At 69.2% G+C, this 26,015-nt stretch carries 25 protein-coding genes; 13 read left to right on the top strand and 12 right to left on the bottom strand.

Translation table 11 applies throughout. The features are described from left to right. Nucleotides 1-179: 179 nt before the first annotated feature. The 4 genes from glnA to DAA40_RS03005 all read right to left on the bottom strand — a co-directional run bounded on the left by glnA (nucleotide 180) and on the right by DAA40_RS03005 (nucleotide 4,254). Nucleotides 180-1,601, bottom strand: coding sequence for a type I glutamate--ammonia ligase (gene glnA, locus DAA40_RS03020; RefSeq protein WP_106848232.1), 1,422 nt, complete (start codon nucleotides 1,599-1,601; stop codon nucleotides 180-182). 128 nt (nucleotides 1,602-1,729) lie between these two features. Then, a complete protein-coding gene (locus DAA40_RS03015; RefSeq protein WP_106848231.1) occupies nucleotides 1,730-2,134 on the bottom strand; it encodes an RDD family protein in 405 nt (134 codons plus the stop codon). Nucleotides 2,135-2,143: 9 nt separating this feature from the next. Further along, complete coding sequence (locus DAA40_RS03010; RefSeq protein ID WP_106848230.1) at nucleotides 2,144-2,938, bottom strand: DUF4191 domain-containing protein; 795 nt, start codon at nucleotides 2,936-2,938, stop codon at nucleotides 2,144-2,146. Between the two features lie 104 nt (nucleotides 2,939-3,042). Further along, nucleotides 3,043-4,254, bottom strand: a complete 1,212-nt coding sequence (locus DAA40_RS03005; protein WP_158716197.1) for a hypothetical protein — start codon at nucleotides 4,252-4,254, stop codon at nucleotides 3,043-3,045. 211 nt (nucleotides 4,255-4,465) lie between these two features. On the opposite strand from DAA40_RS03005, the gene leuS reads away from it, so the two are divergent. Next, a complete protein-coding gene (leuS, locus tag DAA40_RS03000; RefSeq protein WP_106848228.1) occupies nucleotides 4,466-7,312 on the top strand; it encodes a leucine--tRNA ligase in 2,847 nt (948 codons plus the stop codon). A gap of 62 nt (nucleotides 7,313-7,374) precedes the next feature. After that, nucleotides 7,375-8,703, top strand: coding sequence for a nuclear transport factor 2 family protein (locus tag DAA40_RS02995; RefSeq protein ID WP_158716196.1), 1,329 nt, complete (start codon nucleotides 7,375-7,377; stop codon nucleotides 8,701-8,703). An 83-nt stretch (nucleotides 8,704-8,786) separates the two neighbouring features. Here DAA40_RS02995 and sucB read toward each other — a convergent pair whose 3' ends face one another. Continuing rightward, the gene (gene sucB, locus DAA40_RS02990; RefSeq protein WP_106848226.1) at nucleotides 8,787-10,778 is read right to left on the bottom strand and encodes a 2-oxoglutarate dehydrogenase, E2 component, dihydrolipoamide succinyltransferase; all 1,992 of its coding nucleotides are present in this window, start codon (nucleotides 10,776-10,778) and stop codon (nucleotides 8,787-8,789) included. Between the two features lie 129 nt (nucleotides 10,779-10,907). Between sucB and DAA40_RS02985 the strand changes: the two genes are divergently transcribed. Continuing rightward, nucleotides 10,908-11,228, top strand: coding sequence for an oxidoreductase (locus tag DAA40_RS02985; RefSeq protein ID WP_199849476.1), 321 nt, complete (start codon nucleotides 10,908-10,910; stop codon nucleotides 11,226-11,228). 9 nt (nucleotides 11,229-11,237) lie between these two features. Here DAA40_RS02985 and DAA40_RS02980 read toward each other — a convergent pair whose 3' ends face one another. Further along, nucleotides 11,238-12,764, bottom strand: a complete 1,527-nt coding sequence (locus DAA40_RS02980) for a leucyl aminopeptidase (protein ID WP_106848225.1) — start codon at nucleotides 12,762-12,764, stop codon at nucleotides 11,238-11,240. 131 nt (nucleotides 12,765-12,895) lie between these two features. Here DAA40_RS02980 and gcvT point away from each other — a divergent pair, with 131 nt between their 5' ends. Further along, nucleotides 12,896-14,008, top strand: coding sequence for a glycine cleavage system aminomethyltransferase GcvT (gene gcvT, locus DAA40_RS02975; RefSeq protein WP_106848224.1), 1,113 nt, complete (start codon nucleotides 12,896-12,898; stop codon nucleotides 14,006-14,008). A 28-nt stretch (nucleotides 14,009-14,036) separates the two neighbouring features. Then, entirely contained in the window at nucleotides 14,037-14,240 is a 204-nt protein-coding gene (locus tag DAA40_RS02970; RefSeq protein WP_106848223.1) for a hypothetical protein, read from the top strand. A 19-nt stretch (nucleotides 14,241-14,259) separates the two neighbouring features. On the opposite strand, the gene DAA40_RS02965 is transcribed toward DAA40_RS02970, so the two are convergent. Both DAA40_RS02965 and DAA40_RS02960 read right to left on the bottom strand, forming a co-directional pair. Then, on the bottom strand, nucleotides 14,260-14,907 hold the full coding sequence (locus DAA40_RS02965) for a DUF3043 domain-containing protein (RefSeq protein WP_106848222.1): 648 nt from the start codon (nucleotides 14,905-14,907) through the stop codon (nucleotides 14,260-14,262). Nucleotides 14,908-14,932: 25 nt separating this feature from the next. Continuing rightward, nucleotides 14,933-15,841, bottom strand: a complete 909-nt coding sequence (locus tag DAA40_RS02960) for a GNAT family N-acetyltransferase (RefSeq protein WP_106848221.1) — start codon at nucleotides 15,839-15,841, stop codon at nucleotides 14,933-14,935. An 88-nt stretch (nucleotides 15,842-15,929) separates the two neighbouring features. Here DAA40_RS02960 and DAA40_RS02955 point away from each other — a divergent pair, with 88 nt between their 5' ends. Continuing rightward, the gene (locus tag DAA40_RS02955; RefSeq protein WP_106848220.1) at nucleotides 15,930-17,033 is read left to right on the top strand and encodes a glycerate kinase; all 1,104 of its coding nucleotides are present in this window, start codon (nucleotides 15,930-15,932) and stop codon (nucleotides 17,031-17,033) included. Nucleotides 17,034-17,135: 102 nt separating this feature from the next. Then, a complete protein-coding gene (erpA, locus tag DAA40_RS02950) occupies nucleotides 17,136-17,483 on the top strand; it encodes an iron-sulfur cluster insertion protein ErpA (protein WP_106848219.1) in 348 nt (115 codons plus the stop codon). A 108-nt stretch (nucleotides 17,484-17,591) separates the two neighbouring features. Here the strand turns inward: erpA and DAA40_RS02945 are convergent, their stop codons facing one another. The 3 genes from DAA40_RS02945 to DAA40_RS02935 form a co-directional block, all read right to left on the bottom strand. Further along, nucleotides 17,592-18,809, bottom strand: a complete 1,218-nt coding sequence (locus DAA40_RS02945; RefSeq protein WP_106848218.1) for an acetyl-CoA C-acetyltransferase — start codon at nucleotides 18,807-18,809, stop codon at nucleotides 17,592-17,594. A 105-nt stretch (nucleotides 18,810-18,914) separates the two neighbouring features. After that, nucleotides 18,915-20,834: an asparagine synthase (glutamine-hydrolyzing) gene (asnB, locus tag DAA40_RS02940; RefSeq protein WP_106848217.1), complete on the bottom strand. Its 1,920-nt coding sequence runs from the start codon at nucleotides 20,832-20,834 to the stop codon at nucleotides 18,915-18,917. Between the two features lie 78 nt (nucleotides 20,835-20,912). Continuing rightward, a complete protein-coding gene (locus DAA40_RS02935) occupies nucleotides 20,913-21,923 on the bottom strand; it encodes a nucleoside hydrolase (protein ID WP_106849227.1) in 1,011 nt (336 codons plus the stop codon). Nucleotides 21,924-22,102: 179 nt separating this feature from the next. On the opposite strand from DAA40_RS02935, the gene DAA40_RS02930 reads away from it, so the two are divergent. The 5 genes from DAA40_RS02930 (at nucleotide 22,103) to DAA40_RS02910 (ending at nucleotide 25,170) form a co-directional block, all read left to right on the top strand. Further along, nucleotides 22,103-23,020, top strand: a complete 918-nt coding sequence (locus DAA40_RS02930) for a cytochrome c oxidase subunit II (RefSeq protein ID WP_234356216.1) — start codon at nucleotides 22,103-22,105, stop codon at nucleotides 23,018-23,020. 12 nt (nucleotides 23,021-23,032) lie between these two features. After that, nucleotides 23,033-23,473: a cytochrome c oxidase subunit 4 gene (locus tag DAA40_RS02925; RefSeq protein WP_106848216.1), complete on the top strand. Its 441-nt coding sequence runs from the start codon at nucleotides 23,033-23,035 to the stop codon at nucleotides 23,471-23,473. 73 nt (nucleotides 23,474-23,546) lie between these two features. Further along, entirely contained in the window at nucleotides 23,547-24,185 is a 639-nt protein-coding gene (nthA, locus tag DAA40_RS02920; RefSeq protein ID WP_106848215.1) for a nitrile hydratase subunit alpha, read from the top strand. Next, a complete protein-coding gene (gene nthB / locus DAA40_RS02915; RefSeq protein WP_106848214.1) occupies nucleotides 24,182-24,814 on the top strand; it encodes a nitrile hydratase subunit beta in 633 nt (210 codons plus the stop codon). Before nthA ends, nthB begins: the two co-directional genes overlap by 4 nt. Beyond that, the gene (locus DAA40_RS02910) at nucleotides 24,811-25,170 is read left to right on the top strand and encodes a nitrile hydratase accessory protein (protein ID WP_106848213.1); all 360 of its coding nucleotides are present in this window, start codon (nucleotides 24,811-24,813) and stop codon (nucleotides 25,168-25,170) included. Before nthB ends, DAA40_RS02910 begins: the two co-directional genes overlap by 4 nt. Here DAA40_RS02910 and DAA40_RS02905 read toward each other — a convergent pair. Beyond that, complete coding sequence (locus DAA40_RS02905; protein WP_158716195.1) at nucleotides 25,167-25,727, bottom strand: helix-turn-helix domain-containing protein; 561 nt, start codon at nucleotides 25,725-25,727, stop codon at nucleotides 25,167-25,169. The two genes, DAA40_RS02910 and DAA40_RS02905, sit on opposite strands and share 4 nt — an antisense overlap. On the opposite strand from DAA40_RS02905, the gene DAA40_RS02900 reads away from it, so the two are divergent. Further along, nucleotides 25,690-26,013 carry a hypothetical protein gene (locus DAA40_RS02900; protein WP_158716194.1) on the top strand — a complete coding sequence of 108 codons (324 nt, stop codon included), beginning with the start codon at nucleotides 25,690-25,692 and terminating at the stop codon, nucleotides 26,011-26,013. The two genes, DAA40_RS02905 and DAA40_RS02900, sit on opposite strands and share 38 nt — an antisense overlap. The last annotated feature ends 2 nt before the right edge of the window (nucleotides 26,014-26,015 follow it).

Here is a 26,015-nt window from a genome sequence, read left to right as displayed (position 1 = left end):
GAACAACGACGGGTGGGAGAAACGGGCAGCAGCTCCGGGTCGAAGGCCGGCGCTTCCCGTCGATCGTCTGCGGGCGCGCCGGTGGTCGCGGCTCCGGCCTACGGCGGTTTGGCTGCCCAGGAACGGTGAATGCCGGGGCCACCATCGGTGGCCCCGGCATTCCCCGCGCAGCGGTCGAGCTAGATATCGAAGTACAGCGCGAACTCGTGCGGGTGCGGGCGCAGCCGGATCGGATCGATCTCCTTCTCACGCTTGTAACGGATCCAGGTCTCGATCAGGTCTTCGGTGAACACACCGCCCTCCAGCAGGAAGTCGTGATCCTCCTCGAGCGCGTCCAGGACTCCGCCGAGGCTGTCCGGGACCTGCGGGATCCCGGCGGCCTCGTCCGGCGGAAGCTCGTAGAGGTCCTTGTCGATCGGGTCGGCCGGCTCGATCCGGTTGCGGATGCCGTCCAGCCCCGCCATCATCTGCGCCGCGAAGGCCAGGTAGGGGTTGCAGGACGGGTCCGGCACGCGGAACTCCAGGCGCTTGGCCTTGGGGTTATTTCCGGTGATCGGGATGCGAATGCACGCCGAGCGGTTGCGCTGCGAGTACACCAGGTTCACCGGCGCCTCGTAGCCGGGAACCAGGCGGTGGTAGCTGTTGATCGTCGGGTTGGTGAAGGCCAGGACGGCGGGGGCATGCTCCAGCAGGCCGCCGATGTACCAACGGGCCTCGTCCGAGAGCCCCGCGTACCCGGACTCGCTGTGGAACAGCGGCTTGCCCTCCTTCCACAACGACTGGTGGGTGTGCATTCCCGACCCGTTGTCGCCGTACAGCGGCTTGGGCATGAACGTGACGGTCTTGCCGGCGTCCGCCGCAGTGTTCTTGATGATGTACTTGAACAGCATCATGTCGTCGCCGGCGTGCAGCAGCGAATTGAACTTGTAGTTGATCTCTGCCTGACCCGCGGTACCCACCTCATGGTGCGCACGCTCGATCTCGAACCCGGCCTCCTGCAGGTTCAGCGTCATCAGGTCGCGCAGGTCGCCGTAGTGGTCGTACGGCGCGACGGGGAAGTAGCCACCCTTGGGGCGGACCTTGTAGCCCTTGTTGCCGCCCTCCTCCTCCTTGCCGGTGTTCCACCAGCCGGACTCGGAGTCGATGTGGTGGTACTGCTCGTGCATGTCGCCGCCGAAGCGGATGGAATCGAAGACGTAGAACTCGGCCTCCGCGCCGAAGAACGCCGCATCGGCGATACCGGAGGACTTCAGGTACTCCTCGGCCTTCCGAGCGATGTTTCGCGGGTCGCGGCTGTAGGGCTCGCGAGTGATCGGGTCATGCACGAAGAAGTTCACGATCAGCGTCTTGGCCGCCCGGAACGGATCGATGACCGCGGTCTTCGGGTCAGGCAGCAGGAGCATGTCGGACTCATGGATCTCCTGAAAGCCGCGGACGGACGAGCCGTCGAAGGCCAGGCCGTCCTCGAACACGTCCTCGGCGGCGCTCGCAGGGATCGTGAAGTGCTGCATGATGCCGGGCAGGTCGCAGAAGCGGACGTCGATGAACTTGACGTCCTCCTCCGAGACGAAGTTGACCAGCTCTTCCTTGGAATCGAACATTGATCCTCCGTGATGGGTCGGTGATCTCGACTTTAGTCGCGGGCGATTGCCCGACCATGACCCCGTTGTTTCCGCAGTGTTACGCACCGGCGGTCGTCCTGTGATGGCGCGCACGACGGAGCGGGCGCTCAGCGCACGTTGACCACCACGGTGCCAGCGGCCTTGTCGTGCAGGCCGCGGCGATCCTGATCGATGAGCACGGCGGGGATCAGCAGCATCAACAGCGCGGTCCGTATGGCGGCCTTGGGCAGCCCGAGCGGCTTGCCCTCCACCTCGGCCGCAAGCCCCAGGCCCATCAGCGTCATGCCGGGGGTGCGCCCGACGAAACCGGTTGAGACGGTGTAGACGACGAACAACGTCAGCAGCGACCAGTTCCGGGGCAGCTCAGGAGCGGTGAACACCCAAGTGATCAGACCGGCCAGCACGCAGTCGATGACCAGGGCAAGCACCCGTGAGCCGATGGTCGCCACCGAGCCCAGGCCGGTGCGGGGAAGACCCAGGTCCGCGCCCGGGTACTCGACTTCGTCGCTCATCCGCCGTCGTCAGCCCATACCCTTGCGACGCATCTGGCGGCTGCTGACCTCCATCTTGCGGCCCATCGGCATCGGGCCCTTCGGCAGCGGCATCTTCGGCGCGGCGATCGCCTGCAGGCGCTTCTCTACCGCGCGGATCTGCGCGCCCTTGATGTTGCGCGGCAGCTTCATGATGGTGCGGTTGAGCTTCTTCAGCGGCACCTGGCCCTCATCGTCGCCGACGATGATCGTGTAGATCGGGGTGTCGCCGATGACGCGAGCGATCTTCTTCTTCTCCTGCCCCAGCAAGGTCCCGATGCGCGGCGAGCCGACCTCGCCGACGAGAACCACGCCAGGGCGGCCGATGACGCGGTGCACGATGTCGCGCTGGGTGTTGGCGCTCGTGGCCTGCGAGATCCGCCAGTCGCCGCGCAGCTGCTCCATCGCCCACGCGGCGGCGCCGGGCCGTCCCTCGGCCTGCGCGAAGGTCGTCTTGCGGGCACGGATGCCGAAGACGGCCATGCCCGCGAGCATGCCCAGCAGCAGACCCGCTATGACGGCGAAGATGATGCCGAACACGCCCCAGCCAGCGAGCCAGGTCATCAGGAAGAAACCGATCAGGAACCCGCCGAGCGCGGCGAGCCCGATGAACAGCCCGAGCTTCGGGTCGTTGGGCTTGAGGAGGGTGTAGGCCTGCTTCAGCTCGCGCGCGCGAGCGAAGCGCTGCTTCTTGACCTTCGGCTCCTTCGGAGCCTTGGCGGCCTTCGCGCCGCCGCGGACCTTGCCCTTGGGGCTCTCGGAGGTGTCTGCTGGTTTCTTTGCCATAAGAACTCCGATTCTAGTTGGTCCGCCCGCGCGGTCGGCCGGTACGTCGCACGGCGCGCGAAGGGCCCCGGCGATGTGTATCGCCGGGGCCCTTCGCGCGTGGGTTACTTGTCGTCCGGAGCCTGGTGGCGCGGAGCGCGGTTCTTCTCGAGCTCCTCGATTGCCTTCGGTGTGGCGGTCTCGCCGGGCTTGCCGCCCTCGGTCGTCCTCGGCGTGTCGCCCGGCTTGGGTTCGGTGCCGGTCTGCACGCCACCGGGCTTGACGTCCCTCGCCTGGGACAGGTCGACAGGCGGGGGAGAGTCGACCTTCTGCGACGGCTTGGGCACCTCGACCTTGCCCGCGGGCGCCGGGCCGGTCTGCTTCGCGCCGGCGGCGGGAGCATCGGCGTTGGTGGTCGGCAGCGTGGCAACCGATCCGGGCTCACCGACCGGAGCGGTCTTCGGCTGCGGCCGCGGAGCGGGCTGCTGCCAGGTCACGCCCGGGTCCTCCTGCGACTTCTTGTAGGCGAATGCCGCACCGCCTGCGAGCGCGGCGATCAGCGGCCACTTGCGACGCTTCTTCTGCTTCTTTCCGCCGACGTCCTTGAGCGCCTTCGCGGAGTCCTGCAGCGCTGCCTCGGCCTTCTTCGTCGCCTTCTTGGAGGCCTTGCGAAGGTCCTTGGCGTCCTTCTTCGCGGCGGCCTTCGTCTGCGACAGCGCTGCGGCCGCGGCCAGCAGCTGCTCGTGCGCGTCCTTGCGCGCTGCCTTCGCTGCGCGACGTGAACGTCCCTTGACGTCGGCTGCGCTTGCCCGGGCCTCGAGGACCTGGGCGCGTACGTCGTCGATCGTCGGTGCCAGCGCCTCGCGCGCCTTCTCGGCCTGATCGTGCAGCGCCAGGCGTGCGGCACGGGCGCGCTCGCCGGCCCGGTCACGGGTCTGCGCGGCCTGCTTGGAGCTCTTGGCTGAGGTGTCCTTGGCGCGCTCTGCCAAGTCGTCGCGAGTGTCCTTCGCCTTCTCCGCGGTCTCCTTGGCCTTCTCCGCGAGCTGCTCCCGGGCATCCTTGGCCTTCGCGGCGACGATCCCGAGGGTCTTGTCGGCTCGCTTCTGGGTGTCCGCGGCGGCGTCCGCGAGCTGCTCCCGGGCTTCCTTGGTCCGCTCCGACATGGTGTCGCGGGTCGAGTCGAAAGCGTCCGCGATCGACTCGCGAGCCGACTCGAGCTTCGGGCCGATGGCCTTCTTGACGTCCTTCGCGGCGACCCGGGCCAGCTCTGCGACGTCCTCGACAACGTCCTGGACGTCGTCCTTCAGGACCTGGGTCTTGCTCTTCCTGAACAGCATCTGGTCGTCTACCTCCACGAGTCGAACGGGCTGTGCACTGAGTCCTATCTAACCGCAAATGGCCTGGCCGGGGAGTGAAGTGCCCGTTTCGCTGGAGACTGCAGCGGTATGATGAACGACGGCCCACCCCTGATGCCTGCGGGCGCGGGGGTTTCTTTGCGTCCGGGGTCGTCGTGTCGCCACGTCCCGGAGCGAGCACGAAGGATGAGACGTGAGCGAGAACGACGTCCCGCGGTACCGCTACAACGCCGCGCTGGCTGGTGAGATCGAGCTGGCGTGGCAGGACCGCTGGGAGGCGGACGGCACCTTCCACACCCCGAACCCGGTCGGCGAGCTGTCCGACGGCTTCGCCCAGGTCGCCGACCGCCCGCACCTCTACGTCAACGACATGTTCCCGTACCCGTCCGGGGCCGGGCTGCACGTCGGTCACCCGCTCGGGTTCATCGGCACCGATGTATTCGCGCGTTACCAGCGGATGAACGGCCACAATGTCCTGCACACGATGGGCTTCGACGCCTTCGGACTGCCCGCCGAGCAATACGCGGTCGAGACCGGGCAGCACCCCCGTGTGACCACGGATCAGAACATCGCCACCTACCGGCGGCAGCTGCGCCGGTTGGGGCTGGGGCATGACCAGCGGCGTTCGGTGTCGACCACCGACGTCGACTACTACCGCTGGACGCAGTGGATCTTCCTGCAGATCTTCAATGCCTGGTACGACCCGGCGCAGGGCAAGGCCCGGCACATCGACGAGCTGATCGCGGAGTACGACACCGGCGTCCGCACCGGCGGACTGCCCGCGGGACGGGCTTGGCTCGAGCTGGACGAGGCCGAGCGCCGGCGGGTCGTCGACGAGCATCGGCTGGCGTACATCTCCGAGGCGCCGGTCAACTGGTGCCCTGGGCTGGGCACGGTGCTCGCCAACGAGGAGGTGACCGCGGACGGGCGCAGCGACCGCGGCAACTTCCCGGTGTTCAAGCGGCCGCTCAAGCAGTGGATGATGCGGATCACGGCGTACGCCGACCGGCTCATCGCCGACCTGGACCGCCTGGACTGGCCCGACAAGGTCAAGGCGATGCAGCGCAACTGGATCGGCCGGTCCGAGGGCGCGCTCACTCGCTTTGCCACTGCCGCAGGCGATCTGGAGGTGTTCACCACCCGCCCCGACACGCTGTTCGGCGTGACCTTCATGGTCATCTCGCCGGAGCACCCGATGGTCGAGGCACTGACCGCAGAAGCCTGGCCGTGGGAGACCAAGCCGGCCTGGACCGGTGGCGCGGCCCGCCCCCAGGAGGCGGTGTCGTCGTACGTCGCCGCAGCGACGCAGAAGACCGACGCCGACCGGCAGAACGACGAGAAGGACAAGACCGGCGTGTTCACCGGCTCGTTCGCCACCAACCCGGTGACCGGGCAACCGGTTCCGGTGTTCGTCGGCGACTACGTCCTGATGGGCTACGGCACCGGCGCGATCATGGCGGTCCCGGGACAGGACCAGCGCGACTGGGACTTCGCCGAGAAGTTCGACCTGCCGATCATCCGCACCGTCCAGCCCGCCGAAGGATTCGAGGGCAAGGCGTTCCTCGGCGACGGCCCAGCGATCAACTCAGCCCGCGAGGACGGCGACCTGGACATCAACGGAATGCCTGTCGCGCAGGCGAAGCAGACTGTGATCGGATGGCTGGCCGACAAGGGCCTGGGAGAGCCGACCGTCACCTACAAGCTGCGGGACTGGTTGTTCAGCCGCCAGCGCTACTGGGGTGAGCCGTTCCCGATCGTGTACGACGAGACCGGTCTGCCGATTGCTCTGCCCGAGTCGCAGCTGCCGGTCGAGCTGCCGGAGGTCGACGACTTCTCCCCGCGTACCGGCGATCCCAATGACGCGATGAGCGAGCCCGAGCCGCCGCTCGGACGCAATGCTGAATGGGCCACTGTCACCCTGGATCTGGGCGACGGCCCCAAGCAGTACCGGCGCGAGCTGAACACGATGCCGCAGTGGGCCGGGTCCTGCTGGTACGAGCTGCGCTATCTCGATCCGCGCAACGACAGGCGTTTCGTCGACCCCGAGAACGAGCAGTACTGGATGGGCCCACGTCACGAGGGTGACACCGGTGGCGTCGACCTGTACGTCGGTGGCGTCGAGCACGCCGTCCTCCATCTGCTCTACGCCCGCTTCTGGCACAAGGTGCTCTTCGACCTCGGCCATGTCAGCAGCGCCGAGCCGTTCCGCCGGCTGTTCAACCAGGGCATGGTGACCGCGGCGTCCTACACGGACGCGCGCGGGATGTACGTGCCGGCGGCGGACGTCGTCGAACGCGACGGCGCGTGGTTCTACCGCGACGAGGAGGTCACGCGCCAGAACGGCAAGATGGGCAAGTCGCTGAAGAACTCGGTCAGCCCGGACGAGATGTACGAGCTGTTCGGCGCCGACACGATGCGGGTCTACGAGATGTTCACCGGTCCGATGGACCAGTCGCGTCCCTGGGAGACCAAGGACGTCGTCGGCAGCCAGCGGCTGCTGCAGCGAGTGTGGCGCAACGTCGTCGACGAGGAGACCGGGGCGGTCACGGTGACCGACGCGCAGCCGTCGGAGGAGTCGCTGCGTACCCTGCACAAGCTCATCATCGGCGCTCGCGAGGGCATGGACTCACTCCGGTTCAACATCGCGATCGCCAAGCTGACCGAGCTGAACAACCACATCACGGCGGCCTACCCGGATGGTGCACCCCGCGTGCTGGTCGAGCCGCTCGTGCTGATGCTCGCGCCACTGGCCCCGCACATCAGCGAAGAGCTGTGGCGACGGCTCGGTCATGAGAGCTCCCTCGTGTGGGAGCCGTACCCGGTTGCTGACGAGTCGCTGGCCGCCGACGACACCATCGAGATCCCGGTCCAGGTCAACGGCAAGGTCCGGGACACCGTGCACATCGCGCCGGACGCCGATCGTGAGTCGATGGAGGCGGCCGCGCGCGCCAGCGAGAAGGTCGCCGCGCAGATCGCTGGCAAGACCGAGCGCAAGGTGATCGTCGTCCCGGGCAAGCTGGTCAACTTCGTCGTGTCCTAACCGTCGGGGTCATCCTGTGGATAACCCCGAGATGGCCGCGCGCGCAACCTAGCGTGGGCGTCATGAGACGCACGATCGGTCCCTACCGCGTCGGCGAGCAGGTGTATGCCTGCAGCCGATGGGCCCTGCTGGCGGGCGAGGACACGCGCGACGGATCGGCGGTGTGGGTTCGGCGTACCCACACCGGTCCGCGCCGCGGAGCAGCGGCCCGCGCCCTGCTCGGCGAGCTTGCGGAGTCGGAGTTCATCGCGCGGCCGGTGGCGCTCGCCAGCGACGACGGCGCACTGCTCGCCATCGACCCCGTCGACCCGGAGTGGAGCCCGCTCGCTCGGAGTGACCGGCTGGCGGCGGACGCCCAGGTGCGCGCCGCGTACGGGCTGGCGAGCGCCGTCGACGTCCTGCACGCCGCCGGTTATGCGCACGGCGGGATCGGCGAGTGGACCGTCGACCTGCGGCCCGACGGACGGCTGCGGCTGCGCGGCGCGGCCGAGGCGGGGGCGGAGCTCGACCGGTCCGGAGCCCGCCGCGACATCTGCGCCGTGGTCGCCGCGGTCGAGCAGATTGCCGGCGGCGTGGTCGACCCACGCCTCACGGAGACACTCACCGCGCTGTCGGCGGGACGGGCCGGGCCGGCGCAGCCGATCGCCGTCACCGCGGCGATCCTGCAGATCGAGCCCAGCGGGCGGCCGGTGGGCGACCAGCCGGCTGACGGCGGACGCCGCGCGCCGGAGATCGTCGCGAGCCTTCGCGGCCCGGGACGACAACGCGAGCCGCGCGAGCTGCCTCCGGCCCCGCGGGGGCCGCGCCGGCCGCGCGAGCCGCGTCGCACGCCGCGTCATGCGGCACCTGCCGGCACCAACGGCCGGACGCTCGTGGGGGCCGGCATGCTGGTGATCGGCATCGTCCTCGCGATCGTCGCGATCTGGCCGCGGGAGAGACCTCCCACCGACGCGGCCTCGACCATCACCACCGCGTCGTCCGAGAATCCCAGCACAGCGAGGATCGCGAACCCCGATTGGTCGACATACCTCCCGGCGCTGTACGAGACGCGCGCCGAGGCGTTCACCGCGGGCGATGCGGATCTCCTGGCGCAGGTGTACACGCCCGGGAGCGCACAACTGCGCGCTGATGCAGAGACGATCGCGGCGCTGGAGAGCCAAGAGCGGGAGGTGCGCGGGTTCGCGCCCGCCATCGTGGAGGTGTACGACGTGCAGGTCGACGCCGATACGGCGACCGTGCTGCTACGGGACGAGATCGCCCCGTTCGTGATCGTCGACGCGACCGGTACCGAGATGCCCGTCGAGGGTCGAGCCGCGGCGATGACCACGTTGACCATGCGGCAGGTCGATGGCGCCTGGCTCATCGACACCGCCCATCGCGCACCCGACTAGGCACCCGGACCCGGCAACCGTGTGCTGCGCAGGCACACGGCCCCCTTTCGCGCGACCAGACGCCGACGTTGTGCAGGTCGGTGCTAGATACCGAGGTCGGCCTCGAAGTTGCCCGCCTCCAGGCGCTCCTTCATCGTGCCGAGGAAGCGCGCGGCGTCCGCACCGTCGACCACGCGATGGTCATACGACAGCGCGAGGTAGAGGAACGAGCGGACGGCGATGATCTCACCGAGCTCCGGATCATCGATCACAGCCGGCCGCTTCACGACCGCGCCGGTGCCGAGGATGGCGCTCTGCGGCTGGTTGATGATCGGCGTATCGAACAGGGCGCCACGGCTGCCGGTGTTGGTCAGCGTGAAGGTGCCCCCGGCCAGCTCGTCCGGGCCGATCTGCCCGTCGCGCGTGCGCTGGGCGAGATCGGCGATCTTGCGGGCCAATCCTGCAAGGTTGAGGTCGCTGGCGTTGTGGATCACCGGCACGACCAGGCCGCGGTTGCTGTCGACGGCGATGCCGAGGTGCTCGGCGTCCGGGTAGGTGATGGTGCCGGCTCCCATGTCGAGCTCGCTGTTGACCACCGGATGGGCCTTGAGGGCCTCGACGGCCGCGAGCGCGAAGAACGGCAAGAAGCTGAGCTTCACGCCTTCGCGCTTCTGGAAGTCGGCCTTGACCCGGTCGCGCAGGTGAGCGACGCGCGTGACGTCGACCTCGACGACCGTGGTCAGCTGGGCCGCTGTCTGCAGCGACTCGACCATCCGGTTGGCGATCAGTCGGCGCAGCCGGCTGAGCTTCTCAGTGGAGCCGCGCAGGTTCGAGGTCTCCGCGCCGATTCCCTGTGGCGGGGTGCCGGTCTGCTGGTCGCCGGCCTTGGCCGGCTCAGCCGACTGCTCGGTCTTCGGTGCCTTCGCTGCCTCGGCCGCCGCGAGGACGTCCTGCTTGCGGATCCGGCCGCCGACGCCAGTGCCCTCGAGAGTGCTCAGGTCGACGTTGTTCTCCGCGGCCAGCTTGCGCACCAGCGGGGTGACGTAGGCCGCGCCATCGTCCTTCTTCGAGGCATCCTTCGTCGGAGCGTCCTTCTTCTCCTCGCTCTTCGGCGAATCCGCGGCCTTGGCGGGGGCCGGCTCGGGCGCGGTCGGGCGAGCCGGCGCGGGCGCCGGGGCAGTCGCCTGAGCCGGGGCCGGCGCCGGGGCGGCGGCCTGCTGGGTCTGCGGGGGAGCGGGCTCCTCCTCACCCTCCTCGGGCTTCAGGTCGTCCTGCTCGTCCGCGGGCTCCTCAGCCTTCGGCTCGGCCTTGGGCTCGTCGGCCTTCGGCTGCTCCTGCTGCGCGCCGTCCTGCTTGGGGGCCTCCTGCTTCGGGGCGGCCGCGCCCTGCTGGCCGATGATCGCCAGGACGGTGCCGACGTCGACCGTCTCGTCCTCCTCGATCCGGATCTCCAGCAGCGTGCCGGCTGCGGGGGAGGGCAGCTCGGTGTCGACCTTGTCGGTCGAGACCTCCAGCAGCGGCTCGTCGACGGCGACCTCGTCACCGACCTGCTTCAGCCAGCGGGTGACGGTGCCCTCGGTGACGCTCTCACCCAGCTCTGGCATGGTGACCTCGGTTCCCTCGGCAGAGCTCTGCCCGGTGTCCTCGGCGGTCGGCTGCTGCGCGGCGTCGTCCTGCTCGGTGGACGGCGCGTCCGACGACGGCGCCTCCTGCGCCGGCGCCTGCTCCTGGGGTGCGTCCTCGGTCTGCTCGGCAGGGGCCTCCTGCTGCTGCGCCTGGGCGTCCTCGGCCTCAGCATCCTGCGCGTCGTCCTGCGCCGGGGCGGACTGCTCGTCGGAGGCCCCGCCCCCGTCACCCTCGCCGTCACCGATGACGGCCAGCTCGGTGCCCACCTCGACCGTCTCGTCCTCCTGGACGATGATCTTCTGCAGAGTGCCCGAAGCGGGCGACGGGATCTCGGTGTCGACCTTGTCGGTCGAGACCTCCAGCAACGGCTCGTCGGCGGAAACCTGATCGCCCTCGGCCTTGAGCCAGCGGGTGACGGTTCCTTCGGTGACGCTCTCACCGAGCGCTGGCATGGTTACCGAGACCGACATGAGCGGCATCTCCTTAGAGTCATCAGTGTTGTCCTCAGTGTCCGCAGCACGCGGCCAGCGGAGCACGTACCCTCACATCTTGTCACTTTCCCGTCCGCAATGCGCGCCCGGACACCTGAGGAGCCGCTCGTGAGTCTGCGTGACCGTCTGCGCCGCCGACCGAAGCCTTCCGGCACGCTCGATCAGGCGCCTTCGAAGGACGATCTGGCGCACCTGCGGCAGTTCGCGCAGACCCGCAAGAGCGTCGAGGCGTACGTCGAGCCGCGCACGAACGTCACGCCGATGAGCGTGCTGCTCGTGGCCGCGGACGGCGAGTGGACCAGGCGCCGCACGACCGAGAAGACGGCCCGCAAGCTCGCCGACCAGCTGAAGATCCCGGTGTACGACGTGCAGCGCACCGGCTACCCGCAGCGGATGCGGGACTGGTCGGCGCGCAACAAGAAGGACTGAGCGTCAGGCCTAGCCCGCGGTGAGGATGTCCTCGATGACGTGCAGGATCGTGCGTACCGGCGCGCCGGTCGCCCCCTCGGCGACATAGCCGTACGCACCGCCGCTGTTGTACGACGGTCCCGCGATGTCGATGTGCGCCCACTGGACGCCGTCCGTCACGAACTCCTTGAGGTAGTGCCCGGCGGCGAGCATGCCGCCCGGCCCGGTGCCGATGTTCGCGATGTCCGCGGTCTTGGACTTCATGCCGTCCCGGACGTCCTGCGGCAACGGCATCGGCCAGGCTGCCTCGCCCACGCAGGTGCCCGCTCCGGCGACCCGGTCCCGGAACTCCTCCGAGCCCATCACGCCGGCGGTCCGCTCGCCGAGTGCGACCACCTGGGCGCCGGTGAGGGTCGAGGTCTCGATCAGGTAGTCGGGCCCGTCCTCGCAGGCGCGGGCGATCGCGTCGGCGAGGACGACGCGACCTTCGGCGTCGGTGTTGAGGATCTCCGAGCGCTTGCCGCCGCGATGGGTGACGACGTCCGCCGGCCGGTACGCCGACCCGCTCGGCATGTTCTCGGCCAACGGGATCGTGGCGACGACCTTGATCGGCAGCTCGAGCGCGGCGACCAGCAGGGTCGCGGCCATGACCGCGGCAGCCCCCGACATGTCGGTCTTCATCAGGTCCATCTTCGCGGCGGGCTTGATCGAGATGCCGCCGGTGTCGAAGGTGATGCCCTTGCCGACCAGCGCCACGCTCGGCGTGCCGCGCTTGATGCCGGTCGGCGTCCAGCTCAGGCGCAGCAGCCGCGGCTTGCGGTCGCTGCCGCCTCCGACAGCGAGAATGCCTCCGTAGCCACCGGAGGCCAGCCGACGCTCGTCAAGGATCTCGGTCTTGACCCCAAGTTGCTGGGCGAGCGCCTTGGCGCGCTTGGCGAAGGAGTCCGGGTAGAGGTCGTTCGGCGGGGTGTTGACGAAGTCACGCGCCATCGCCACGGCCTCGCTGATCTTGACCGCCCGCTTCAACGCGGACGTGTTGGCCGTCGCCCGCGCCTTGTCGACGATGACCGAGACCCTCGTGGCAGGTAGCTCGCTCGCCTTCGGCTGCTCGCTCTTGTACTCGCCGAAGGTGTAGCCGCCGAGCATCACCCCTTCGCCCACGGCCTGTACCAGCTCGGCGTCGTACTCGCCGTTGACCCCGGCGAGGGTGATCGCCACGTGCGACATTCCCTTCGTCGCGCGGATCGCCGCGCCCGCGGCCTTGCGTACCCGCTCGGTGTCGATGGGCTCGGGATGCGCCGCGTCGTCCCCGCCCAGGGCACCCAGCCCCACCGCGATGACGACCGGTGCCGGTCCCCCGGGGAGCACGGTCTTGGTGACCTCGCCGTCGGATCCCTTTGCCCCCAAGGCAACGAGCATCTCGACAAGCGCGTCCGGATCGAGCTGCTCGGCACCCTCCAGGACGACGAGCTCGTCGTCGCGGCTGGCGACGCCCACGATGACCGCGTCCAGCTTCAGGGCATCGAGGCTGCGGTCGGACAGGACGAGATCGGTCACGGGTTTCCTCCAGGGCGGTGTCACGGTTCTGGCGTCTCGGATGGCCAACGGCGGCCGGTCGACCACCCACCCTACGCGGCACCCGGTGATCCCTTCTGGAGGGAAGCTGCCGCAGGCGGTAGTTTCGCAGCATGAGCGAGAGCGGTCTGCGTCATTCCCCGTTGCACGAGCGGCATCAGGTGCTGGGCGCCAAGATGGCCGACTTCGGCGGCTGGTCGATGCCGATCGAGTACGCCGGCGCGGGCGTGCTCGCCGAGCACAAGGCGGTTCGCGAAGGGGTCGGGATCTTCGATGTCTCCCACCTCGGCAAGGCCACCGTGGCCGGCCCCGGTGCCAAGGACTTCGTCAACTCGGTGCTCACGAACGACCTCGACCGCATCGCGCCCGGCGCGGCTCAGTACACCCTCTGTTGCGACGAGCAGACCGGCGGCGTCGTCGACGACCTCATCGCCTACCTGGTCTCGGACGATGAGGTGTTCCTGGTGCCGAACGCCGCCAACACGGCCGAGGTCGTCCGCCGGATGGCCGAGGTGCTCCCTGACGGGCTGCGGCTGAGCGACCAGCACGAGCAGTTCGGAGTCATCGCCGTGCAGGGCCCGTCGTCCGCCGAGCTGCTGCAACGCCTCGGGCTGCCGACCGGCCACGACTACATGGCCTTCGAGCGGGCGTCGTACGACGGGATCGAGCTGACCGTCTGCCGCACTGGGTACACCGGCGAGCACGGATATGAGCTGGTGGCGCCTTGGGAGCACACAGTGGTGCTGTGGGACGCGTTGCTGGAGAAGGGACATGATCTCGGCGCGGCAGCGTGCGGGCTGGGCTCGCGTGACACGCTGCGCACCGAGATGGGCTACCCGTTGCACGGGCAGGACCTGTCGTTGCAGATCACTCCGAACCAGGCCCGCGCGGGATGGGCCGTCGGCTGGAAGAAGCCGCGATTCTGGGGACGGGAGCGGCTGCTGGCCGAGCGGGAGGCCAAGCCCCAGCGCGTGCTGTGGGGCCTGCTGTCCACCGACCGGGGCATCCCGCGCCCGGGCATGCAGGTCAAGGACGCCGACGGGCGGATCGTCGGTGAGCTGACCAGCGGCACGTTCTCGCCCACCCTGCGCAAGGGCATCGGGCTGGCGCTCATCACCCGCGAGTCCGGGCTGGGCGAGGACGACGAGGTACAGGTCGACGTCCGGGGCCGGACGTCGACGATGACGATCGTCAAGCCGCCGTTCGTCGCCTCGCACGTACGGTAGGGCCGACGACCGAGGAGAGGAATGCGCGATGGGCTGGACCTGGACCCTGCAGTCGAACAACGACAAGGATCTCAGCGGCATCGAGGTGCCCGAGTTCGAGGATCAGACCGACGCCGAGACCTGGGTCGGCGACCGGTGGCAGGAGCTGCTGGAGCGGGGCGTCGACTCGGTGACCCTGGTCGAGGACGGCGAGGTCATCTACTCGGGGATGAGCCTGCACCCGCCGACCTGAGCCGCGCCACGAGGCTGGGCTAGTAGGCCTCGCCGATCTCGACGACCGGCTTCGGGTAGCGCAGCCGGCGCATCATCAGGCCGCGGATGACGCCGTAGTACTTCAGCGATCCCATCCGTTGGTCGGTCTTCGGGAAGCGCTGCCGGACCGCGGTGCCGATCACTCGGGACAGGAAATACGACTCCACGATGATCACGACGAAGAACGCCAGCCAGGTCAGCGTCAGGTAGTTGTACATTTGCGGGTTCTTCGTCGGCAGGCCCGCGAACATCGCGACCAGGATGACCACCGCGAACAGCGGGAAGAACGAGCTGATGCTGCGCCGCGAGTCCACGATGTCGCGCACCAGGGCCCGCTCGGGCCCGGCGTCGCGGGCGGTGATCCGTTCCTCGCGGGCGGACATGGCGCGCTCCTGCCGCTCCGGCGGCAGGCCGGCTGCCTTGCGCTCCCTGGCCTTCTCCCGGGCCCGGGCCCGGGCCTCCTTGCCGGTGGTCGGGGGCGGCGCGACCGGGCCGCGCGCTCGCCCCTCGGCCTCCCGGCGCTTGGGCGTCGGCCGCCCCTTGGGCGCCGTGGGGTCGCGATGCACCTCCACCTCGTCGGCCGGCGCGGCCGGTACGGCAGGGGGCTCGGCTGGGGCGGGGGCGGACTTCGACCAGGGCATCTTCATGGTGGCTCCAGGATAGGCGAACGGCTCAGCCGAGCGAGTCGTGCGCGAGATAGGGGGAGGGCAGCGCCATCCCGCGAACGATGACCGGTCCGGCGATGTGCAGATCCATGCCCAGCAGGCGTACGACGTCGAAGGCCCAGCGCTGCTCACCGGTGATGTTGCGGACGACCGGTGGGGTCCCGGGGGTTCCGGAGGCGAGACAGGCGAACAGCAGCTCGCGCGCCAGGGCGGTCGTCGACGCGGCGACCGTCAGCGGCGCGCCGTTGGGGTGGGCGTAGGCATAGCCGCTGGCGGACCGGTCCTCGGCGACGAACAGCCGGGCGCCGTTCAGCAGCAGCTCATGGTCGCGGCCGCGGCTGGCACCCCGCAGCCGCCGATCGATGAATTCCAGCAGGTCGCGGTCGTTCTCGTCGCCGTCCCGCACGGACTTCAGCCGCGGCAGCCGATCACGCTGGATCTCGCCCTCGGCACGCATGGACGGGTGGACGTCGAAGTTCCACGGGAACAGGGTCCTGATGGTCTCGGCGGCCCGCACGACGGCCAGCGAGCGCATGTGGTTGTCGATCACGCTGCGCAGTCGTTCGATCAACGCCAGTGCGTAGCCCTGGCCCTGGTGCTTCGGCGGCACGGCGCTCATCGACATGACGATGGTGCCCTCGCGGTCGATCGCCATGCTGGCGCCGCGGATCTTGCCGCCGTCCTCGACGACGAGGCACAGGTCGGGATCGGTAGCGAGGATGTGCTCGGCCAGGTCGTGCGAGGTGATGCGAGCGCCGGCGGGGTCCATCTGCTTCGGATCGGCCCACGGCTCGATGCCGCGGGCGTCCTGCAGGTCCGTGATGTCCTCGTCGTACGCGCGGCGGGCGATCTTCACCACGCGGTCGATGTCATCGAAGGTCATCGGGCGAACCAGGTCGATGGCGGAGGCTTTCATGTTCTGGGTCCTTCGGTTGGGCGACCCATGATTGTTCCATCCCGGGCGGCGTGCCCCCGAGGGCGGTCGGGAATGAGAGGGTGAAGGTGTGAAGGTAGTCATCGCACCCGACGGTTTCGGCCAGACGCTCACCGCTTCGCAGGCTGCCGCGGCGATCGCGGATGGCATGGGTACCCGCGCCGAGTTGGTTCAGGCGCCCATGTCGGACGGCGGGCCGGGGTTCATCGACGCGCTGCGGCGCTCCGTGCAGGGCGCTCGCGTGATCGACGTCGCCACCGTCGGGCCCTTCGGGGAGCAGGCGACCGGCCAGGTGCTGCTGGACGGCGACGGCCGTGGCTACGTCGAGTCGGCGCAGGCAGCCGGCCTGCACCTGACCGAGCGGCGCGACCCCTCGTGGGCGTCGTCGTACGGCGTGGGCACGCTGATGCTGGCCGCGGTCGAGGGCGGCGCCCGGGTCCTGATCGTGGGGCTGGGCGGCTCCGCTACCAACGATGGCGGGGCAGGCCTGCTCGCCGCGCTCGGGATCGTCGCCTACGACGAGGCGGGGGTGGCGCTCGCGCCGGGCGCCCTCCCGCTGCTCGGCGTGGACCGGGTCGCGGGGACCGCTGCGCTCCGGGCGTCCCGGGTGATCGCGGCGACGGACGTCGACAACCCGCTGTGCGGGCCGGACGGCGCCTCCGCCGTGTTCGGGCCGCAGAAGGGCGCCTCGCCGGACGACGTCCGCCTGCTGGACACGGCGTTGCGGCGCTGGGGCGAGGTGCTGGACCGGGACCGGCCGGTGCGTGAGTCGGTGCTGCAGGCCGCCGGGGCGGGCGCCGCCGGAGGAATGGGCGCGGCCCTATTCGCGCTACGGGCCCATCGCCGCAGCGGCTTCGAGATGGTCGCCGATGCCGCCGGCCTGGCGGAGGAGATCGCCGGTGCCTCGTTGGTCGTGACCGGCGAGGGGTCCTTCGACGAGCAGTCCGTGCGCGGCAAGGTCGCCGGCGGAGTCGCCCGACTCGCCCAGGATGCCGGTGTCCCGTGCGTCGTCGTGGCCGGTCGAGTGGGGCTCGGACGGCGCCAGGCTGCGGCGTACGGCATCGACGGGACCTACTCCCTGGTCGAGCATGCGGGGGAGCGGCGGGCGATTGACGAGTCGGCGGAGGTGCTGCGCGAAGTGAGCGAACGGATCGCGCGAGAGTGGGCACGGTGATCCGGGGACGGCGTACGATGGCCGGGTACATCGGGAATCAGGCACCAGACGTGCGTGTTGACCTCAGAGCCACGCACCCCGGCACACAGATAGAGGTAAGACATGAGCGCTACCACCGAAGCCACCAGCGGCATCCAGCTCTCCGAGGCCGCGGCCACCAAGGTCAAGTCGCTGCTGCAGCAGGAGGGCCGTGACGACCTGCGGCTGCGCGTCGCCGTCCAGCCCGGTGGCTGCTCGGGCCTGCGGTACCAGCTGTTCTTCGACGAGCGTCAGCTCGACGGCGACAAGGTCTCGGACTTCGACGGCGTCGAGGTCGTGGTCGACCGGATGAGCGTCCCGTACCTCGGCGGCGCGATGATCGACTTCGTCGACACCATCGAGAAGCAGGGCTTCACCATCGACAACCCCAACGCCACCGGCTCGTGCGCCTGCGGCGACAGCTTCAGCTAGGCGCGCATCGCGCGGCGCGACCTGCGCCCTGATGAGAGTCAGCCAGGGCCGGGACTCCCCTCTACGGGGAGCCCCGGCCCAGTGCTTTCTGCGACGTCGCTGGTGTGTCTAGGCGTCGACCCGCTCGAAGATAGCGGCGAGGCCCTGGCCGCCGCCGATGCACATCGTCTCCAGGCCGTAGCGGGCTCCGCGGCGCTTCATCTCGTACGCCATCGTGGTGAGGATGCGGGTGCCGGTCGCGCCGACCGGGTGACCCAGCGAGATGCCCGAGCCGTTGACGTTCAGCCGCTCGTCGTCGCCGGAGATGCCCCACTCCTTCAGGCAGGCGAGCGCCTGCGCGGCGAAGGCCTCGTTGAGCTCGATGAGGTCGATGTCCTTCCAGCTCAGCCCGGTGCGCTCGAACAGCTTGGCGACCGCGGGGACCGGTCCTATGCCCATCGTCTTGGGCGGGACGCCGGCGTGCGCCCACCCGACGAGCTTGACCATTGGAGTCAGGCCGAGCTCGGCGGCGTTGGCCTCGGTGGTGACCACGCACATCGAGGCCGCGTCGTTCTGGCCGCTGGAGTTGCCGGCGGTGACGGTCGACTCGGGGTCGAGCTTGCCGCGGATCGGGGTGAGCTTTGCCAGGCTCTCGACGGTGGGCTCGGGCCGTGGGTGCTCGTCCTCGGTGATCTGCCGCTCGGGGGTCTTGCGGGTCGCGGGCAGGGTGATCGGCACGATCTCCTCGGCGAACTTGCCCTCCTTGATCGCCGCGGCCGCCTTCATCTGCGACTGGTAGGCGAACTCGTCCTGCTCCTCGCGGCTGACCCGGTACTCGGCGCGGAGGTTCTCGGCGGTCTCGATCATGCCGCCCTCGACCGGGAAGGTCTTGCCGCCGGCCGTGACCCGGCCGCGCATCAGCCGATCGACCAGCTCGAGCTTTTCGCCCTTGCCGCCCGGGCGCAGGCCGAGCGCGTAGAACTCGGCGTTGGTCATCGCCCCCGCCCCGCCGGCGACGATGGTCTCGTCGACTCCCATCGCGACCTGCATGACCGCGTTGAGCACCGCCTGCAGGCCCGAGCCGCAGCGCCGGTCGAGCTGCCAGCCGCCGGTCTCGATGCCCAGCCCAGCATCCAGCGCGGCGATGCGGCCGATGGCCGGGCTCTCGCCGTTCGGGTAGCACTGGCCGAGGATGACGTCGTCCACCTGTCCTTCCTTTAGGCCGGTCCTCTCCATCAGGCCCTTCAGGGCCTGGGTGGCGATCTCCGGGGCCTGCAGGGGAGTGAACACGCCCTTGAAGCCGCCGATCGCAGTACGCACGGGATTACAGATGACAACGGATTCCATAGAAGAACTCTCCCACAGATCACCGGCCCCGACCGAGATAGTTAGGTCACCTAACGAACTGCTCTGGGCGTCTGGGCCGAAGCCCGAAGGCGGCGGACCGGGCGACTACAGGCGGACGGGGTAGTGGACGTCGGGGATCTCGGGCTTGATGGTGCCTTCGATGAAGATGGCGTGCCAGACCAGGAAGATCAGCACGGTCCAGATCTTGCGCGAGTAGTCCAATGGTCCGGCGCGGTGTGCGTCGAGCATCTTCTCGATCGCGGCCAGGTCGATCAGGTGCCCGGCTCCCGAGGAGCGGATGATGTCGCGGGCCCACTCGTACATCTCGTCCTTGAGCCAGTGCCGGGTCGGCACCGGGAAACCGAGCTTGCGCCGGCCCCAAATGTGTGCGGGCACGATCTGCTTGAGCGCCTGGCGTAGCGCGTACTTGGTGGTCTCGCGGGTGACCTTCTGCTCGACCGGGATCGTGCGCGCCAGCTCGAAGACCTCGCGGTCGAGGAAGGGCACCCGGAGCTCCAGCGAGTTGGCCATCGTGACCTTGTCCGCCTTGACAAGGATGTCGCCGCGCAGCCAGGTGAACAGGTCGACGTACTGCATCTTGGTGACGTCGTCCAGACCCAGCCCGGCCGCCCGCTCGTAGATGTCGCGGGTCATGTCCATGATCGAGTGCGAGCGGTCATGCGTCCGCAGGAAGCCGAGCTCGTCGTCGCGGAACAGCCGCGCATTGCCGTAGTAGCGCTGCTCGATCGGGATCGTGCCGCGGCGCAGCAGATCCTTGCCACGCATCCCCTCAGGCATCCGCCGGGACGCCGACGCGAGCACCTTCTTCAGCGCGCCCGGTACCTTCTCGAAAGCCTTCAGCGACAGCGGCTCACGGTAGATGTTGTACCCGCCGAACAGTTCGTCGGCGCCCTCGCCGGAGAGCACGACCTTGACGTGCTTGCGGGCCTCCCGGGCGATGAACCACAGCGGCACCAGCGCCGGGTCGGCGACCGGGTCGTCCAGATACCAGACGATCAGGGGGACGGCGTCCATGAACTCCTGCGGCGTGACGACCTTCGTGATGTGGGTGACGCCGATCGCCTCGGCGGACTCCCGGGCCACGTCGACCTCGCTGAAGCCCTCGCGCTCGAAGCCGACGGTGAAGGTCAGCAGGTCCTTGTTGTAGCGCTTGGCCAGTGCCGCGATCGCGGTCGAGTCGATGCCGCCGGACAGGAACGAGCCAACCGTGACGTCGGCGCGCATGTGCATGCGCACCGAGTCGTCCATGACCTCGGCGATCCGGTCGTAGAGACGCTGCTGCTCGGCGTCCCCGCGCACCGGGGTGATCGGGAAGGCCGGCTTGAAGTAGCGCGTGGTCGAGAACCGCCCGCCCTCGATGGTGAAGGTGCAGCCGCTTTCGATCCGGCGTACGCCGGTCTGCATGGACGCCGGCTCCGGCACGTACTGCAGGCGCAGATAGTCCTGCAGCGCGCCGGTGTCGACCGGGTCCGGGTGCTCACCGGGCACCGAGCCGATCAGCTCGAGCAGGCACTTCTTCTCTGAGCCGAAGAGCACCCGGCCTTCGTGCTCGGCGTAGTAGAGAGGTTTGATCCCGAAGTAGTCGCGGGCGCCGAAGACGCGCTGCTCCTGCGTGTCCCAGATGGCGAAGGCGAACATGCCGCGCAGCCGGGTGACGCACTCGTCTCCCCAGTGCTTGTAGGCCGCGACGATCGCCTCGGTGTCGCCGTCAGTCGTGAACTGCGCGCCGAACTCGCTGGCCAGCTGCTCGCGCAGCTCCAGGTAGTTGTAGATCTCGCCGTTGAAGATGATCCGATACCGGCCGCCGTCGTAGGCCAGCGGCTGTGCGGAGTGCTCGATGTCGATGATCGCCAGGCGGGCAAAGCCCAGGACGACGTGGTCGTCATGCCAGGTCTGGGTGTCGTCCGGGCCGCGATGGTGCATCTGCGGAAGTGCGGCGCGTACCGCAGCCGCGTACTGCGATGCCGGCTGATCGGTGCAGTACATGCCGAGGATTCCGCACACGGGGGCACTCCTTCAGGGGATGGGCGAGGTCCGGACCGAGAGATTCAGGGTATCGACTGGGCGTTGACGCGGGCGGACCTACTGCTGTTGCATGCGTCGCGCGAGCGCCTCGAACGACGAGCTCATCAGGTTCCAGAAGCCCTCGGTGTCGACCTCGGTCAGCACGGTCGAGTTGGCGTGAATGCTGCCGTGCCCGTGCCGGTCGTCCGCGCTGCCCTCTGGAGCGGTGAAGTCGACCACGCTCATCCCTGCGGTCAGCTCGCCGTGCGTCTCGATCCGGGTCAGGGCGCGCATCGAACCGAACAGCTCGGGGGCGAAGGCGTACGCCGCCGCGCAGGCGTCGTGGATCGCCGGCCCGGTGCCGGAGGACACGTGCGACCGCGGCGCCTTGATGGTGCCGCCGGCGGCGCGGTTGTCGAAGTAGTTGGCCAGCGACGGCACCAGCAGCGCGTCCGACAGCGGGCCGTAGCCCCGCCACCGGTCGAGCACCGGCTCGTCGACCCGCGCCTGCAGGGTGAGGTCGAGACTGGCCAGGACCGGCTCCCAGGGGGCGGTGAACACCACGGCCGCTGCCTCGGGGTCGGCGTAGAAGTTGAACTCGGCAGCCGCGGTGATGTTGCCGCGGGTCCACGAGCCGCCCATGAGCACGACCTCGCGCGCCCATTCGGTGATCCGCGGCTCCTTGCGCAGCGCCAGTGCGACGTTGGTCATCGGGCCGACCGCGACGAGCGTGATCTCACCGGGGCGCTCCCGCAGCGCGTCGATGATGAAGTCCGGACCGAAGCCGCCAGTGAGTGAGCGAGTCGCCGGCGGCACGGGCGCGCCGCCGAGCCCATCGGCTCCGTGCACGTAGGCAGCGCTCACGCTCGGGCGGATGAGCGGGTGCGGGGCACCTGCGACCACCGGGATCTCCGGGAAGCCGAACAGCTCGGTCAGCCGCAACGCGTTCGCCGTGGTCGTCTCCAGCGGCACGTTGCCGGCGACGGTGGTGATGCCGACCAGCTCGACGTCCGCGCGGCCGAGCAGCAGCGCGAGCGCCATGGCGTCGTCGATGCCGGGGTCGCAGTCGAGGATGAGGGGCGTGGGCACCGGACCAGCATAGAGTCCGGTCTCGGACGGGCCGTCGCGGTGCGACGCGCCGCGTCGCAAAACCTGACCCAGAGCACACAGCGGGAACGTCCGTCGTCTAGTCTGATCGACGTACATCTGGATCCGTTTGACCTGCGCAGCCTCGCGCCCCGCAGGTCACGCGTACAGGGAGGACACACGTGCCCCGCAACCGCCTGAAGCGCACGATGCGCACCGCCGGGATCGCGCTGCTCAGCACGATCTTCCTCGCCGGCTGCTCGCGCGCCGAGATCGAGGACAACCTGCGCTTCGGCTGGCCGGTCGGCATCACCGACCAGGCGGAGAAGATGCGCATCCTGTGGTCGTGGTCCTCGGTAGCCGCTCTCGCGGTCGGCGTCCTCGTGTGGGGCCTGACCTTCTGGACGGTCACCTTCCACCGCAAGAAGAGCGAAGAGCTGCCGCGACAGACGGCGTACAACATGCCGCTCGAGGTGGTCTACACCGCGTTCCCGTTCGTCGGCATCGCGGTTCTGTTCTACTACACCGTCATCGTGCAGAACGACGTCACTGACCTCGACCGGCAGGCCGACCACAACGTCGAGGTGACGGCCTACAAGTGGAACTGGCAGTTCGAATACGAGGACACCACCGACGCCAACACCGACCAGATGGTGAAGACTGTCGGCACCACCGACGAGATCCCGGTGCTGGTGCTGCCGTCGGGTTCGTCGGTGAAGTTCACCCTGTTCTCCCAGGACGTCATCCACTCCTTCTGGATCCCCGAGTTCCTGTACAAGCTCGACGTGATCCCGCACGGCATGAACGACGATGGCACGCTGCGCGATCCCGACCTCGAGGGCTCGAACCAGTTCATCGTCGACATCAAGGAAGGCACCGAGGGCGCGTACGTCGGCCGCTGCGCCGAGCTGTGCGGTGTCTACCACGCCCAGATGAACTTCGAGCTGCGCGTGGTCAGCCCCGAGCAGTACGAGGACTACCTGAGCGCGCGTGAGTCTGGGATGTCGAACTCCGAGGCGCTGGAGTCGATCGGCGAGGAGCCGTACTCGACCAGCACGTCGCCGTTCGACCCGAGCCGCACCGCGAACAACGACTGGTAAGGACGCACGAGCATGAAGCTTGAATCCGTCATCTTCCTGATCTGTGGCGCGTTCCTGGGGATCGCCGCCGCTGTGTACCTGCCGGTCAGCGAGTTCGAGCCTGCGGGCGGAGCTGCACTGGTCCTGGCCTCGGCCCTGTGCCTGATGGTCGGCGGCTACTTCTGGTTCGTCTCCCGTCGCATCGACGCCCGCCCCGAGGACCGTACCGACGGCGAGATCATCGAGGGCGCCGGCGAGCTCGGCTTCTTCGCCCCGGCCTCGTACTTCCCGTTCGGCCTGGCCTGCGCGATCGCGGTCATCGGTTTCGGGGTTTCGTTCTGGTACCCGTGGCTCATAGGCATCGGCGTAGTCATGGTGATCGGCATGGTGATCGGCCTGCAGTACGAGTTCCACACCGGCCAGAACACCGAGGACCACGAGTCCGCCAACGACCACAACGTCGAGCGCGTCTAGACAGCTCGAGGTCACGACGAAGCCCCGCGGCGCTCTGCGGCGCGGGGCTTCGTCATGCCGGTAGGGTTGCCCCATGAGCCACGAGCACGGTCATGGGCACGGTCACGAGCACCCCGAGTACAGCGAGCTGTCCGAGATGGACGCGCGGGTCCGCGCCCTGGAGACGCTGCTGATTGAACGCGGCCTGGTCGAGCGCGCCGCCCTGGATGCCGTCATCGAGCGATACGAGACCGAGGTCGGGCCGCACAACGGCGCCCAGGTGGTGGCGAAGGCATGGAGCGACCCCGAGTACCGGCAGTGGCTGCTGACCGACGCCGACGCCGCCATCGCATCGCTGGGGCACGTCGGCCGGCAGGGCGAGCACATGGTCGCGGTGGAGAACACCCCGCAGCAGCACAACATGGTCGTCTGCACCCTGTGCTCCTGCTACCCGTGGCCGGTGCTGGGGCTGCCGCCGGTCTGGTACAAGTCACCGGCCTACCGCTCCAAGGCGGTCATCGATCCGCGCGGCGTCCTCGCAGACTTCGGCGTCACCTTGCCGGAGGACACCGCGATCAAGGTCTGGGACTCGACCGCCGAGGTGCGCTACCTGGTGCTCCCGATGCGGCCCGAGGGCACCGACGGCCTGAACGAGCAGCAGCTGGCCGAGCTGGTCACCCGAGACAGCATGATCGGCACCGGGCTGGCCCAGGCACCGGGAGGGCAGGGATGAACAGCGTCCACGACATGGGCGGCACCCACGGCTTCGGGCCAGTGGTGCGCGAGAGGGACGAGCACGTCTTCCACGCCGAGTGGGAGAAGCGGGCGCTGGCGATGACGCTCGCGCTGGGCGCGCTCGGGCTGTGGAACATCGACCAGATGCGGCACGAGCGCGAGAAGCTCCCGCCGTCGATCTACCTGGCCAGCAGCTACTACCGCATCTGGACCCTCGCGCTCGAGAACGCCATCGAGGCGCTCGGGCTGCTGCAGCGCGACGACCTGACCGCGTGGACCGGCGAGGAGCTTCTCGCCCTCTTCGCCAGCCAGGGCTCCTACGAACGACCGACCGACAGCGAACCGGCGTACGCCGTCGGCCAGCAGGTGCGCGCGCGGCAGATCAACCCGGTGACCCACACCCGCCTGCCGCGCTATGCCCGCGGACGGGTCGGCACCGTCATCGCGGTCCGTGGCGCGCACGTGTTCCCCGACCGCAGCGCCGCGCCGCTCGGCGAGCGCGGCGACAAGACGCCCGAGTGGCTCTACACCGTCGACTTCGCCGGCACCGAGCTGTGGGGTGCGGACGCCGACCCGACCCTTACGGTGTCGATCGACGCGTGGGAGCCCTACCTGGAGGCGGTATGAGCAGCGCGGCCCAGACCCTGCAGCACATCTCGGTGGTCTGCGGCGACCAGCTCCCCCTGCCGCCACGCGGTGATGAGCAGGTCTTCGCGTCGCCGTGGCAGGCGCAGGTGTTCGCGATGACGGTGAGCCTGCACGAGCGTGGGTTGTTCAGCTGGCCGGAGTGGGCGCAGCTGCTCGGACGCCACGTGGCCGACGGGGCGAGCGACGGCAGTGACTACTACGAGCGGTGGGCTGACGCGCTGCAGGAGATGCTCGTCTCTCGACAGGTAGCCTCCGCCGACGACATCGCTCGTACGACGCAGGCGTGGCACGACGCCGCTGCGCGCACCCCGCACGGACAGCCGATCGAGCTCTAGCGAGCCGACCGGGTCGGTTGGCTCCTGACGAACAACGTCGTCGTCCGCCGCATCTCGCGGTTACAGGAATTACAGGTGTAGCGGGGCACGAGCGGCCGCTCGCCCTGCTCGTGGGTGAAGCTCAAGCCGGTCTCGCTGCCCCAGCCCTCCGCCCACTCGATGAGCGCTGCGAAGACCGGGAAGGAGTCGAGCGCCTTCGGCGTCGGCCGGTACGGCGCGCGGCCGCCCGGCGGGTGCGACGGCTCACGTACCAGTAGGCCGTTGGCGATGAAGCGCTGCAGCTTCTCGGACAGCGTCGCGCTGGAGATCCGGCCGAGCGTGGCGCGCAGCTCGCTGAAGGTGCGTACCCCAAGCAGTGCGCTACCGAGCAAGGCGGTCGACCAGCCATCGCCCAGCAGGGCGGTGGCGTCGATCGTGGGACGGGCAGCCAGCCGTACGATTCGCTTGCTGCGCGTCGAGCTGAGCTCACGGCTCAGATCGTCGGAGATCGTGGTGCAGACATCGCGCGGTGTGACGCCGATGGCCTTGCAGGACCCGCATCCGAACGCCGGCAGCACCGACTTGCCGCACCTGGCAGCCGCCGGGTACGCGGAGATGTTCCAGCGCGCCGGCTTCGCGCGCCAGGTCGAGCTGGCCCGCTCGCGTCCGCACCCGCGTGAGCTGCTGGCGGCCATCCCGGAGGAGCTGATCGAGTCCGTCGCCCTGACCGGCCGCGGGGCCGCTGCGCGGGCGGACGAGTATCGCGACGCAGGTGTCGACGACCTGATCATCGTCCCCGCCTGCACCGATGACGATCCGGCCGGCGGAGGCCTGCTGAGCGAGCTCGCGCAGACCATCCGCTGAGC

Source organism: Blastococcus sp. Marseille-P5729 (genome assembly GCF_900292035.1).
Lineage (GTDB): Bacteria > Actinomycetota > Actinomycetes > Mycobacteriales > Antricoccaceae > Cumulibacter.
This window is presented reverse-complemented; position numbering and strand designations above follow the sequence as displayed.